The following is a 12,421-nucleotide window of genomic DNA, read 5'->3' as shown; positions in this document are numbered from 1 at the left end:
GTTTTTTTGGTATAATGAAATCAATATCTATTGATGGAGAAAGTGATATCTAAACACCCACATTATGAATTGTTAAATTTAATTGGTTACGGTCTTGCCAAGTTTGACAAGCTTTTTATAAAAGAATTTCAATGCTCTAGCAAGTCAGAGTTTTATCGCTATGTGGTTTCTCTGGGAATTGCTGAAACAACTGGGGTTGTAAAAAATAGAATGGATTTATTTGATCCTTATTTTGACAATAATCGAAAAGGTTGGTGGCAGAAAGCCGAAGTTTATCGTTTTCGTAAAGATTTAATTGATATATTGTTTGGAAATGAAGATGTTCATAGTTATGCTGAAATCGTTAAAATGTTACTTGCTAGTGAAGGAAAGCAAACAGGCATAACCATCGTTGAAAAACCAATTATTCGAACTAAATTCAAACGTCTACAGGAAACGGGGATGGAGGCAGAGAATTATTTTATCCTTCATTTTGATAAAGAAGAGAAATTTCAAGGTGGGCTATTGACCGATGCCCGTCTTTATGGTGATGGATATGACTTTCAAGTAGATGTTCAAGAGCATTCTTACCTTGCCGAAGTAAAAGGGATTCGAAAACCTAAGGGTCGCATTCGTTTGACTGCCAACGAATTTGAAAAAGCCAAAGAGTTCCAAACAGATTTTATTTTATCCTTGGTTACCAATCTAGATGATATTCCAAAGTTAGTGTTAATCGATAATCCTTTAAAACATTTTGAGTTTAAAAAGAATATTATCAAAAATGAAATTATTGAATATAGCAGCTTAGAAGATTTGTATTAGTTCTCCCATTTAACCTTTGACTATTCCGCAAAATTATCGTACAATAAAGAGTACATGATAAAATGAGGTCAGAGTCTGTTCGCTCTGGCGATAGTAGTAAAAATGAGGAGAAACGCTTTGGAATTAGAAGTATTTGCTGGGCAAGAAAAAAGTGAACTATCTATGATTGAGGTAGCGCGTGCTATCTTAGAACTTCGTGGTCGCGATCATGAGATGCATTTTAGCGATCTTGTAAACGAAATTCAAAACTACCTTGGAACATCAAACAGCGATATCCGCGAAGCTTTGCCTTTGTTCTACACAGAGTTGAACTTTGACGGTAGCTTCATCTCTCTTGGAGACAACAAATGGGGGCTTCGTTCATGGTATGGTGTGGACGAAATCGACGAAGAAATCATCGCTCTTGAAGAAAGTGACGACGATGAAGTAGCACCAAAAGCTAAGAAAAAACGTGTCAATGCCTTTATGGATGGTGATTCAGATGCTATTGACTACAATGCAGATGATCCAGAAGACGAAGATGCATACGAAGCAGATCCAGCTCTTTCATATGATGATGAAAATCCAGATGATGAGAAAAATGAAGTGGAAGCTTACGATGCAGAAATCAATGAAATCGCCCCTGATGACTTGGGTGAAGACGTGGATCTCAACGAAGAAGACGATGAGTTTTCTGACGATGACGCTGAAACGAGTGAAGAAGAGTAAAAGACTTCACAAAGGAGATCGCCTGATCTCCTTTTTTGTTCCTTGAGCAGGTCATCCGTTGGGATGCGGATCTTTAGTTGGTTTTCTGAAAGTAATCTTCTCATTTTCATGTTTTACCAATTCGGGTTGACAAATGTTCTGCTTTAAGGTATTATATTGTTCGGGCACCTCTTTTAGAGGTCGGGGCTCCCTAGTTACTAGGGAGCTATTTTTGTTTTTTCAGGAAGTTTTCTTGAAGAGTTGTTATTCATAAGGGTCTTGTTTTCGATGTCCCCTTGTAGTTAACAAGGCCTTGAGCATTTTAGAAAGAGGAATCTATGTCTACGAAATATATTTTTGTAACTGGTGGTGTGGTGTCGTCTATTGGGAAAGGAATTGTCGCAGCAAGTCTGGGCCGACTCTTGAAAAATCGTGGTCTTAAAGTAACTATTCAGAAGTTTGACCCTTATATCAATATCGATCCGGGAACCATGAGTCCTTACCAGCACGGGGAAGTTTTTGTGACAGATGACGGAGCTGAGACAGATTTGGACTTGGGTCACTATGAACGTTTCATCGATATCAATCTCAACAAATATTCCAACGTGACAACTGGTAAAATTTACAGTGAAGTTCTTCGTAAGGAGCGCCGTGGAGAATACCTTGGAGCAACTGTTCAAGTCATTCCTCATATCACAGATGCTTTGAAAGAAAAAATCAAGCGTGCCGCTCTAACGACAGACTCTGATGTCATTATCACAGAGGTCGGTGGAACCGTTGGGGATATTGAGTCCTTACCATTTCTAGAGGCCCTCCGTCAGATGAAGGCAGATGTGGGGGCGGATAATGTCATGTATATTCATACAACCCTGCTTCCATACCTCAAGGCAGCTGGTGAAATGAAAACCAAACCTACTCAGCATTCTGTAAAAGAATTGCGTGGGTTGGGAATCCAGCCAAATATGTTGATCATTCGTACAGAAAAACCAGCTGGTCAAGGAATTAAAAATAAACTAGCTCAGTTCTGTGACGTAGCACCAGAAGCTGTCATCGAATCATTGGATGTTGAACATCTTTACCAAATTCCATTGAATTTGCAGGCGCAAGGCATGGACCAAATTGTCTGTGACCATTTGAAACTAGATGCACCAGCAGCGGATATGACAGAGTGGTCAGCCATGGTGGACAAGGTCACGAACCTGAAGAAACAAGTCAAGATTTCCCTCGTTGGTAAGTATGTGGAGTTGCAAGATGCTTACATATCTGTGGTCGAAGCCTTGAAACACTCTGGTTATGCCAACGACGCAGAAGTGAAGATTAATTGGATCAACGCCAATGATGTGACAGCAGAAAATGTGGCAGAACTCTTGTCTGATGCGGACGGAATCATCGTACCAGGCGGTTTTGGCCAACGTGGTACGGAAGGGAAAATCCAAGCCATCCGCTATGCGCGTGAGAATGATGTTCCAATGTTAGGTATCTGCTTGGGAATGCAGTTGACTTGTATCGAGTTTGCTCGTAACGTTTTAGGTCTTGAAGGTGCCAATTCTGCAGAACTTGCACCAGAAACAAAATACCCTATCATTGATATTATGCGTGACCAGGTTGATGTTGAAGATATGGGTGGAACCCTTCGCTTGGGCCTCTATCCGTCTAAGTTGAAACGTGGTTCTAAGGCAGCAGCTGCTTACCATAATCAAGAAGTGGTGCAACGCCGTCACCGTCACCGTTATGAGTTTAACAACGCCTTTCGTGAACAGTTTGAGGCAGCAGGCTTTGTCTTTTCAGGAGTTTCACCTGATAATCGTTTGGTAGAAATCGTTGAGATTCCTGAGAATAAATTCTTTGTGGCTTGTCAGTATCACCCTGAACTTTCCAGCCGTCCGAACCGTCCAGAAGAACTCTACACTGCCTTTGTTACTGCAGCGGTTGAAAATAGTAACTAGTTATCTTCCAATCTCTGAGAGCAATCTCAGAGATTTTTTTAATCCATTCAGGAAATTCTTGTTAACTCAGGCGCTTGGCAATAAGAATCAGAACTTCACTTTTCTCACTGAGGGAAGTGATTTTCCTTGCTCGTATACGGCTTCCCTATTTGTCCTAGAGGCCTTTTTGTGTTACAATGAAAGGTATGAAAGCTAAGAAATTATGGATGACTGGCTTGACTGTGGCTGGTCTAAGTGTCCTCGCTTTGGGTGCCAAAAAAGCAGCAGATAACCACAAACTCATGAAGACGCAAGAAGAGTTAACCACTATCGTGCGCGAACTTTTCTCAGATATGGGTGAGATTGCGACTCTCTATGTTCAAGTCTACGAAAGTAGTCTAGAGCGCCTCGTCGGAGGAGTCATTTTCGAGGATGGCCGTCACTATACCTTTGTCTATGAAAATGAAGATCTGGTCTATGAGGAGGAAGTCTTATGATTACTCCCGGTAGTATAGAAGAACTCGCAGGTTTTGTCGAGCAGGATGGCAAGAAGGTCTTTCTTTTTGTGGCAGACTGGTGTGGAGATTGTCGTTATATCTATCCATCCTTGCCAGAGATTGAGGAGACCAATCCAGAGTTCACCTTTATTCGAGTGGACCGAGACCAGTATCTGGATCTATCCAAACTCTGGGATGTGTACGGGATTCCTAGTCTTGTTGTTCTAGAAAAGGACAAGGAAATCGGCCGTTTTGTCAATCGCGACCGTAAAAGCAAGGAACAAATTAACGACTTTTTAGCAGGACTGAAATAGGAGAAAAGGAAAGAATGATTTTTACATATAACAAAGAGCATGTCGGCGATGTCCTTATGATCATCGTGAAAAACAGCGGAGATGCCAAGTTGGACGTGGAGCGCACAGGCAAGGTAGCCCGTGTTTTCATCAAAGAAAATGGAGAAACAGTAGCTTGGAATATTTTCGAAGTTTCAAGTTTATTTGAAATTGCAGAGCGTGGTCAAGTCTTTTTGACAGATGAACAAGTAGAACGTTTGAACCAAGAATTGCGGGCGGAAGGCTTTGCAGAAGAGATTGTCAATGACAAAGAACCTAAGTTTGTCGTTGGTGAAATTGTCGAGATGGTAGCTCATCCTGATAGTGACCACCTCAACATCTGTCGAGTGGCCGTTGCAAGTGACAAGACAGTGCAAATCGTTGCAGGGGCACCTAATGCACGTGTTGGGTTGAAAACCATTGTGGCTCTTCCTGGAGCGATGATGCCCAAAGGCAATCTCATTTTCCCAGGCGAACTTCGTGGCGAAAAGAGTTTTGGCATGATGTGTAGCCCTCGTGAGTTGCATTTGCCAAATGCTCCGCAAAAACGTGGGGTTATTGAACTATCAGAAGACCAAGTTGTTGGAACTCCATTTGACCCAGCTAAACACTGGACTGCCTAGGAAATTGTCAGTGCTTGATAGACCAGATAGAGGGGGATAAGATGGCAAAAAATGTAGTGATTACAGGAGCGACCTCTGGAATTGGTGAAGCGATTGCGCGTGCTTATCTGGAGCAGGGAGAGAATGTCGTTCTAACAGGGCGACGGACAGACAGACTAGAGGCCTTCAAGTCAGAGTTTGCAGAAACTTTTCCAAATCAAACCGTTTGGACCTTTCCACTGGATGTGACGGATATGGCTATGGTAAAGACTGTCTGCTCCGATATTTTGGAAACGATAGGGCAGATTGATATCTTGGTCAATAACGCTGGACTAGCTCTTGGTTTAGCTCCCTATCAAGACTATGAAGAATTGGATATGCTGACCATGTTGGATACCAATGTCAAGGGTTTGATGGCAGTTACTCGCTGTTTCTTGCCAGCAATGGTAAAAGCCAATCAGGGTCATATTATCAACATGGGATCGACCGCAGGAATTTATGCCTATGCGGGTGCAGCAGTTTATTCAGCCACCAAGGCAGCAGTTAAAACCTTTTCAGATGGACTGCGAATTGATACCATCGCAACGGATATTAAGGTGACCACCATTCAGCCAGGGATTGTCGAAACAGACTTCTCTACGGTTCGTTTTCATGGTGACAAAGAGCGTGCTGCGACGGTCTATCAGGGAATCGAAGCCCTGCAAGCTCAGGATATTGCAGATACAGTGGTCTATGTGACCAGTCAGCTTCGTCGTGTGCAGATTACAGATATGACTATTATGGCCAATCAACAGGCGACAGGTTTCATGGTGCATAAAAAATAAAAAATTTCTTCGAAAAGTTACAAATTTCTGTAACTTTTTTTGATTCCCTACGAATAGATAAGTAGGAGGAAGAAAATATGTATAATAAAGTTATTCTTATTGGGCGCTTGACGTCTACACCAGAATTGCACAAAACCAACAACGACAAGTCAGTAGCGCGAGCAACTATCGCTGTGAACCGTCGTTACAAAGACCAAAACGGGGAACGTGAAGCTGATTTTGTCAATCTTGTTTTTTGGGGGAAATTGGCTGAAACCTTGGCAAGTTACGCGACCAAAGGAAGCCTCATTTCAGTAGATGGGGAACTTCGTACCCGTCGCTTTGAGAAAAATGGTCAGATGAACTATGTGACTGAAGTTCTTGCCACAGGATTCCAACTTTTAGAAAGCCGCGCCCAACGTGCTATGCGTGAAAATAATGCAGGACAGGATTTGGCAGACTTGGTTTTGGAAGAGGAAGAATTGCCATTTTAATACTCTTCGAAAATCTCTTCAAACCACGTCAGCTGGTATAGGTAACTGACTTCGTCAGTCTTATCTACAACCTCAAAACACTGTTTTGAGCAACCTGCGGCTAGCTTCCTAGTTTGCTCTTTGATTTTCATTGAGTAGAAACATTGAAAAGTCTGAGTTGGTCTCAGGCTTTTTATCTTGAGAAAGTCAGACTTTTTTCTTGACTATTTCTGACCAAGTGATACAATAGAACTATGAATTAGCACTCGGTTACAAAGAGTGCTAATAATATGTAGTTCATCATGGAGGAAAACAGATGTTGAAACCATTAGGAGACCGTGTGGTCTTGAAAATCGAAGAAAAAGAACAAACTGTTGGAGGCTTTGTCCTTGCAGGATCAGCCCAAGAAAAAACAAAAACAGCTCAAGTTGTAGCTACTGGACAAGGTGTTCGTACCTTGAATGGTGACTTGGTGACCCCAAGCGTTAAGCCTGGAGACCGTGTCTTAGTTGAAGCTAATGCAGGTATTGATGTCAAAGATGGCGATGAAAAGTACATCATCGTTGGAGAAGCCAATATCTTGGCAATCATTGAAGAATAGAAGGAGAAAATAAGTATGTCAAAAGAAATTAAATTTTCATCTGATGCTCGTTCAGCTATGGTCCGTGGTGTTGATATCCTAGCAGATACTGTTAAAGTAACCTTAGGACCAAAAGGTCGTAATGTCGTTCTTGAAAAATCATTTGGCTCACCATTGATTACCAATGACGGTGTTACTATTGCTAAAGAAATTGAACTAGAAGACCATTTTGAAAATATGGGTGCCAAATTGGTATCAGAAGTAGCTTCAAAAACAAATGATATCGCAGGTGACGGAACAACTACTGCAACCGTATTGACCCAAGCAATCGTCCGCGAAGGAATCAAAAACGTTACTGCAGGTGCCAACCCAATCGGCATTCGTCGTGGGATTGAAGCAGCGGTTGTCGCTGCAGTAGAAGCCTTAAAAAACAATGCCATCCCTGTTGCCAACAAAGAAGCCATCGCTCAGGTTGCTGCCGTGTCTTCTCGTTCTGAGAAAGTCGGCGAGTACATTTCTGAAGCTATGGAAAAAGTTGGCAAAGATGGAGTCATCACCATCGAAGAGTCACGTGGTATGGAAACAGAGCTCGAAGTCGTGGAAGGAATGCAGTTTGACCGTGGTTACCTTTCACAGTACATGGTGACAGATAGCGAAAAAATGGTGGCCGACCTTGAAAATCCATACATTTTGATTACTGATAAGAAGATTTCCAATATTCAAGAAATCTTGCCACTCCTAGAAAGCATTCTCCAAAGCAACCGTCCACTCTTGATTATTGCGGATGATGTAGATGGTGAAGCTCTTCCGACTCTTGTATTGAACAAGATTCGTGGAACCTTCAACGTAGTAGCTGTCAAGGCACCTGGCTTTGGTGACCGTCGCAAAGCAATGCTTGAAGACATCGCCATCTTGACAGGAGGAACAGTCATCACAGAAGATCTTGGTCTTGAGTTGAAAGATGCGACAATTGAAGCGCTTGGTCAAGCAGCGAGAGTAACTGTGGACAAAGATAGCACTGTTATCGTAGAAGGTGCTGGAAATCCTGAAGCTATTTCTCACCGTGTTGCGGTTATCAAGTCTCAAATCGAAACTACAACTTCTGAATTTGACCGTGAAAAATTGCAAGAACGCTTGGCAAAATTGTCAGGTGGTGTCGCAGTCATCAAGGTCGGAGCTGCAACTGAAACTGAGTTGAAAGAAATGAAACTCCGCATTGAAGATGCCCTCAACGCTACTCGTGCAGCCGTTGAAGAAGGAATCGTTGCAGGTGGTGGAACTGCTCTTGCCAATGTCATTCCAGCCGTAGCTGATTTGGAATTGACAGGAGATGAAGCAACAGGACGCAATATTGTTCTCCGTGCCTTGGAAGAGCCTGTTCGTCAAATCGCCCACAATGCGGGATTCGAAGGTTCTATTGTTATTGACCGTTTGAAAAATGCTGAAGTTGGTACAGGCTTCAACGCAGCAACTGGCGAGTGGGTCAACATGATTGAAGAGGGAATCATCGACCCAGTTAAAGTGAGCCGTTCAGCCCTTCAAAATGCAGCATCTGTAGCCAGCTTGATTTTGACAACAGAAGCAGTCGTAGCCAATAAACCGGAACCAGCAGCCCCAGCTCCAGCAATGGATCCAAGCATGATGGGTGGCATGATGTAAAAGTAACTTACTAAAAAACACAAAAGGAGGGGAATGCATCCCTCCTTTTATGGTTCTCTCTTCTAAAATTGATTTGAGCTCTCCTAACTTATATGATAAAATAAGACTAGAAAAAGGAGAAGAACATGATCGATGTAGAAGAAATTCTGAGCAAGATGAATCCCAATCAGAAGATTAATTATGACCGTGTTATGCAAAAAATGGTTCAGGTTTGGGAGAAAAATGAGCAACGTCCCACTATTCTCATGCATGTTTGCTGTGCTCCTTGTAGTACCTACACCCTAGAGTATCTGACCAAGCACGCTGATGTGACTATCTATTTTGCCAATTCCAATATCCATCCCAAGGCAGAATACCACAAGCGGGCTTACGTCACCAAGAAATTTGTCAGTGATTTCAATGAGAGGACAGGAAATACGGTTCAGTATTTAGAAGCACCTTATGAACCAAATGAATACCGGAAGTTAGTCAGAGGACTGGAAGAAGAACCAGAAGGTGGTGACCGTTGCAAGGTTTGTTTTGACTACCGTTTGGACAAAACAGCACAGGTAGCTATGGACTTGGGCTTTGACTACTTTGGTTCAGCTTTGACCATCAGTCCCCATAAGAATTCTCAAACCATCAACAGCATCGGAATCGATGTGCAAAAGATTTACACAACCCACTATCTTCCAAGTGATTTCAAGAAAAATCAAGGCTATAAACGTTCAGTGGAGATGTGCGAGGAGTATGATATCTATCGTCAATGTTATTGTGGATGCGTCTATGCAGCTCAAGCCCAGAATATTGATCTTGTTCAGATTAAGAAGGATGCCACGGCTTTCTTGTTGGATAAGGATGTTGAAAAAGACTATTCTCATATCAAGTTTACTGTCACTAAATTAGATATATAGCAATTAACCCAGCTTCCAGGCTGGGTTTTTCAAATAAAAAACCAGGGCTCTCACCCCAGTTTGACAACTTTACCGATTCTTTAGTTCTATGTAGCGTTTGTACCAAATGTTGACATAGGCCTCTGAGAAAGGACCGCGTCCATTGTTGATCCAATCAACAAGGATTTTAACATGCTCTTTCAAAATATAGTCTAAATCATCAGAATACTTCATTTTGCGTTTATGGCGCTCATACTCTTCAACGTCCAAGAGACGCTTTTCACCATCAGTGAAAACCTTGACATCCAAATCATAATCAATGTATTTCAGGGCTTCCTCATCTAGATAGTAAGGGCTGGCCATATTGCAATAGTAGGAAATCCCATTATCACGAATCATAGCAATGATATTAAACCAATATTTTTTGTGAAAGTAAACAATAGCCGGTTCTCGAGTTACCCAACGACGACCGTCACTTTCGGTAACAAGTGTGTGGTCGTTGACGCCGATAATAGCGTTCTCTGTTGTTTTTAGTACCATGGTGTCCCGCCAAGTACGGTGAAGACTCCCATCATGCTTATAACTTTGAATTGTAATAAAGTCGCCTTCTTTTGGAAGTTTCATAACTAACCAACTTTCTACAATTTATAAGTTTATCGTCTACTATTATATCATAAATTGATCTAATTTTTTTGAATTTTACATGAAAATGTTAAAGATAATCTCTGAGAGCGCTTGCTATATCCGAAAAATCATAGCCTTTTCTAGCTAAAACTTGAGTCAATCGTTGCTTTAGTTCGTAACCTTCATATTTGCGAGCGTATTTAGTATATTGTTTGTCTAACTCTTTGAAAATGAGTTCTTGAGTCGTTTCTTGGTCGACTTGACTGTCCAAGTCATCAAAGGCATTTTTAGCATCAGAATAGGAGAAGCCTTTGTTCGTCAAGCTTTGAATAATCTTATCCTGCAAGGCACGAGCAGGAAGCTTTCCGGTATGTTTTTTAAGTAGTTTCTCCGCCACACGATGAGCAACCTCTGAAAAATCAAAATCCATTAAAACATCTTCAATAGTTGATTTGGCAATCCCTTTTTGAGACAGTTTTTGAATTAGCACATAAGGTCCCTTATCTCCAGAAAGTTGATTTGCATTGATGACAGAGTAGGCATACTGACGATCATTAATCCAGTTATCTTCTTTAAGGTTAGCGATAACTTGACTAGTGATTTTTTCATCAAGTTCATACTTTTTCAGATACTCACGAACTTCCTTTTCGGTTCGAGCTTTAAATGATAGATGGTAGAGTGCGAGATTCTTACCATAAGAAAACTGGGCAAAGGCCTGTATCTCGGTTAATTCTTCTTTGCTAACAACCTTATCTTTAGACAACATAAAACGGACAATGGTATCTTCCGTGATATAAGAGGTTTGTTGATTATCTAGCTCCATTAAGTAGAGGCGTTTTTTCTTTTCAAGTTTTGTGATTTTCATAGTTCTATTATACCGTAAAATGTGATAAGATAGGGGTATGAATCTGAAAGTCAAACAAAAAATACCTTTAAAAATCAAGCGGATGGGTATCAATGGTGAGGGAATCGGTTTCTACCAGAAAACCCTCGTTTTTGTGCCAGGTGCCCTCAAAGGAGAAGATATCTATTGTCAGATTACTTCTATTAAACGCAACTTTGTTGAAGCAAAATTACTAAAGGTTAATAAGAAGTCGAAATTTCGAGTCGTACCGGCTTGTACGATTTATAATGAATGTGGTGGATGCCAGATCATGCACCTTCACTATGATAAACAGTTAGAGTTCAAAACGAACTTGCTCCACCAAGCTCTGAAAAAATTTGCTCCTGCAGGATATGAAAGCTATGAAATCCGTCCAACTATCGGAATGCAGGAACCGAAGTACTACCGTGCTAAGTTGCAATTTCAAACTCGGAAATTTAACAATCAGGTCAAGGCAGGTTTGTATGCACAAAACTCTCATTATCTCGTAGAGTTAAAAGACTGCTTGGTACAAGATAAGGAAACCCAAGTGATTGCGAATCGCCTAGCTGAACTTCTTACTTACCATCAAATCCCCATCACCGATGAGAGAAAAACGCTAGGCGTTCGCACCATCATGGTACGTCGAGCAAGGAAGACGGGACAAGTCCAGATAATCATCGTCACAAATCGTCAGCTTAATTTAACCCAGCTAGTAAAAGACTTAGTTAAAGATTTTCCAGAAGTCGTCACAGTTGCAGTCAATACAAATACAGCAAAAACAAGTGAAATCTATGGTGAAAAGACGGAAATTATCTGGGGCCAAGAGAGTATTCAAGAAGGAGTGCTCGACTATGAGTTTTCTCTCTCGCCCCGTGCCTTCTATCAGCTCAATCCGGAGCAGACTGAGATTCTCTATAGTGAAGCAGTTAAAGCTTTAGATGTTAGCAAAGAAGATCATCTGATTGATGCCTATTGCGGTGTCGGGACGATTGGATTCGCCTTCGCAAATAAGGTCAAGAGTCTCAGAGGGATGGATATTATTCCAGAAGCCATTGAAGATGCCAAGCAAAATGCTCAAAGAATGGGGTTTGACAATACCCATTACGAAGCGGGGACAGCTGAAGAGATTATTCCACGCTGGTATCAAGAGGGTTACCGAGCGAATGCACTGATAGTAGACCCTCCTCGTACGGGCTTAGATGATAAGTTGTTGGATACCATTCTGACTTATGTTCCAGAAAAAATGGTCTATGTATCCTGCAATGTTTCTACCTTGGCGCGAGATTTAGTTAAACTAGTGAAAGTCTATGATCTCCAGTATATCCAGTCAGTCGATATGTTTCCCCACACCGCACGAACAGAAGCAGTTGTGAAGTTGATCAAGAAAAGAAAAAATCAAATTCACTGAAAAAGTCCTTGACAAAGAGGAAAAAGTAGGTATAATAGAAAGAGTTGACAAGCTCAAGGTCCGTTGGTCAAGGGGTTAAGACACCGCCTTTTCACGGCGGTAACACGGGTTCGAATCCCGTACGGACTATGAGTGTATCGCAGGGACGAAAAAAGTAAAAAAAGTTTCAAAAAAGTGTTGACATAGGTCAACAGCTGTGATATACTAACATAGTTGTCGCTTGAGAGAGAAAGAGTGACAAAGACCTTTGAAAACTGAACAAGACGAACCAATGTGCAGGGCACTATAACTAA

The 12,421-nt window shown here is 41.5% G+C and carries 14 protein-coding genes and 1 tRNA gene; 13 read left to right on the top strand and 2 right to left on the bottom strand.

All coding sequences use genetic code 11. The annotated features are described in order from the left end of the window. Window positions 1–45 precede the first annotated feature (45 nt). From SORDD05_RS05910 to SORDD05_RS05860, 11 genes are all read left to right on the top strand, one after another. Window positions 46–801 carry a protein NO VEIN domain-containing protein gene (locus SORDD05_RS05910; protein ID WP_081102476.1) on the top strand — a complete coding sequence of 252 codons (756 nt, stop codon included), beginning with the start codon at window positions 46–48 and terminating at the stop codon, window positions 799–801. Between the two features lie 117 nt (window positions 802–918). Further along, window positions 919–1,509, top strand: coding sequence for a DNA-directed RNA polymerase subunit delta (gene rpoE, locus SORDD05_RS05905; protein ID WP_000418415.1), 591 nt, complete (start codon window positions 919–921; stop codon window positions 1,507–1,509). Window positions 1,510–1,826: 317 nt separating this feature from the next. Further along, entirely contained in the window at window positions 1,827–3,434 is a 1,608-nt protein-coding gene (locus SORDD05_RS05900) for a CTP synthase (protein WP_061417894.1), read from the top strand. A 176-nt stretch (window positions 3,435–3,610) separates the two neighbouring features. Beyond that, window positions 3,611–3,910 (top strand): DUF4651 domain-containing protein, encoded by a 300-nt coding sequence (locus SORDD05_RS05895; RefSeq protein ID WP_061417891.1) that lies wholly within the window; start codon window positions 3,611–3,613, stop codon window positions 3,908–3,910. Continuing rightward, entirely contained in the window at window positions 3,907–4,224 is a 318-nt protein-coding gene (locus SORDD05_RS05890; protein ID WP_061417888.1) for a thioredoxin family protein, read from the top strand. Before SORDD05_RS05895 ends, SORDD05_RS05890 begins: the two co-directional genes overlap by 4 nt. 14 nt (window positions 4,225–4,238) lie before the next feature. After that, entirely contained in the window at window positions 4,239–4,865 is a 627-nt protein-coding gene (gene ytpR, locus SORDD05_RS05885; RefSeq protein ID WP_061417885.1) for a YtpR family tRNA-binding protein, read from the top strand. 41 nt (window positions 4,866–4,906) lie between these two features. Then, complete coding sequence (locus SORDD05_RS05880; protein ID WP_061417882.1) at window positions 4,907–5,668, top strand: SDR family NAD(P)-dependent oxidoreductase; 762 nt, start codon at window positions 4,907–4,909, stop codon at window positions 5,666–5,668. Between the two features lie 77 nt (window positions 5,669–5,745). Further along, the gene (locus tag SORDD05_RS05875) at window positions 5,746–6,141 is read left to right on the top strand and encodes a single-stranded DNA-binding protein (RefSeq protein WP_061417879.1); all 396 of its coding nucleotides are present in this window, start codon (window positions 5,746–5,748) and stop codon (window positions 6,139–6,141) included. Window positions 6,142–6,436: 295 nt separating this feature from the next. Then, a complete protein-coding gene (groES, locus tag SORDD05_RS05870; protein WP_061417876.1) occupies window positions 6,437–6,721 on the top strand; it encodes a co-chaperone GroES in 285 nt (94 codons plus the stop codon). A gap of 15 nt (window positions 6,722–6,736) precedes the next feature. Beyond that, window positions 6,737–8,359, top strand: a complete 1,623-nt coding sequence (gene groL, locus SORDD05_RS05865; RefSeq protein ID WP_061417872.1) for a chaperonin GroEL — start codon at window positions 6,737–6,739, stop codon at window positions 8,357–8,359. 125 nt (window positions 8,360–8,484) lie between these two features. Next, window positions 8,485–9,252: an epoxyqueuosine reductase QueH gene (locus SORDD05_RS05860; protein WP_061417869.1), complete on the top strand. Its 768-nt coding sequence runs from the start codon at window positions 8,485–8,487 to the stop codon at window positions 9,250–9,252. Window positions 9,253–9,321: 69 nt separating this feature from the next. On the opposite strand, the gene SORDD05_RS05855 is transcribed toward SORDD05_RS05860, so the two are convergent. Continuing rightward, window positions 9,322–9,855 carry a nucleoside tri-diphosphate phosphatase gene (locus SORDD05_RS05855; protein ID WP_000775318.1) on the bottom strand — a complete coding sequence of 178 codons (534 nt, stop codon included), beginning with the start codon at window positions 9,853–9,855 and terminating at the stop codon, window positions 9,322–9,324. An 88-nt stretch (window positions 9,856–9,943) separates the two neighbouring features. After that, window positions 9,944–10,720 carry a recombination regulator RecX gene (gene recX / locus SORDD05_RS05850; protein WP_061417865.1) on the bottom strand — a complete coding sequence of 259 codons (777 nt, stop codon included), beginning with the start codon at window positions 10,718–10,720 and terminating at the stop codon, window positions 9,944–9,946. A 37-nt stretch (window positions 10,721–10,757) separates the two neighbouring features. Between recX and rlmD the strand changes: the two genes are divergently transcribed. Then, complete coding sequence (rlmD, locus tag SORDD05_RS05845) at window positions 10,758–12,128, top strand: 23S rRNA (uracil(1939)-C(5))-methyltransferase RlmD (RefSeq protein WP_001050286.1); 1,371 nt, start codon at window positions 10,758–10,760, stop codon at window positions 12,126–12,128. Between the two features lie 57 nt (window positions 12,129–12,185). Continuing rightward, a tRNA-Glu gene (locus SORDD05_RS05840) sits at window positions 12,186–12,257 on the top strand. The last annotated feature ends 164 nt before the right edge of the window (window positions 12,258–12,421 follow it).

Source organism: Streptococcus oralis (assembly GCF_001578705.1).
In the GTDB taxonomy this organism is placed as follows: Bacteria; Bacillota; Bacilli; order Lactobacillales; family Streptococcaceae; genus Streptococcus; species Streptococcus oralis_J.
This window is presented reverse-complemented; position numbering and strand designations above follow the sequence as displayed.

What these genes read in the sequence shown, in the direction of transcription:
- SORDD05_RS05900 (WP_061417894.1), top strand. Translation starts at nt 1,827, where the DNA reads ATGTCTACGAAATATATTTTTGTAACTGGTGGTGTGGTGTCGTCTATT.
- SORDD05_RS05895 (WP_061417891.1), top strand. Translation starts at nt 3,611, where the DNA reads ATGAAAGGTATGAAAGCTAAGAAATTATGGATGACTGGCTTGACTGTG.
- SORDD05_RS05890 (WP_061417888.1), top strand. Translation starts at nt 3,907, where the DNA reads ATGATTACTCCCGGTAGTATAGAAGAACTCGCAGGTTTTGTCGAGCAG.
- ytpR (WP_061417885.1), top strand. Translation starts at nt 4,239, where the DNA reads ATGATTTTTACATATAACAAAGAGCATGTCGGCGATGTCCTTATGATC.
- SORDD05_RS05880 (WP_061417882.1), top strand. Translation starts at nt 4,907, where the DNA reads ATGGCAAAAAATGTAGTGATTACAGGAGCGACCTCTGGAATTGGTGAA.
- SORDD05_RS05875 (WP_061417879.1), top strand. Translation starts at nt 5,746, where the DNA reads ATGTATAATAAAGTTATTCTTATTGGGCGCTTGACGTCTACACCAGAA.
- groES (WP_061417876.1), top strand. Translation starts at nt 6,437, where the DNA reads ATGTTGAAACCATTAGGAGACCGTGTGGTCTTGAAAATCGAAGAAAAA.
- groL (WP_061417872.1), top strand. Translation starts at nt 6,737, where the DNA reads ATGTCAAAAGAAATTAAATTTTCATCTGATGCTCGTTCAGCTATGGTC.
- SORDD05_RS05860 (WP_061417869.1), top strand. Translation starts at nt 8,485, where the DNA reads ATGATCGATGTAGAAGAAATTCTGAGCAAGATGAATCCCAATCAGAAG.
- SORDD05_RS05855 (WP_000775318.1), bottom strand. Translation starts at nt 9,855, where the DNA reads ATGAAACTTCCAAAAGAAGGCGACTTTATTACAATTCAAAGTTATAAG.
- recX (WP_061417865.1), bottom strand. Translation starts at nt 10,720, where the DNA reads ATGAAAATCACAAAACTTGAAAAGAAAAAACGCCTCTACTTAATGGAG.
- rlmD (WP_001050286.1), top strand. Translation starts at nt 10,758, where the DNA reads ATGAATCTGAAAGTCAAACAAAAAATACCTTTAAAAATCAAGCGGATG.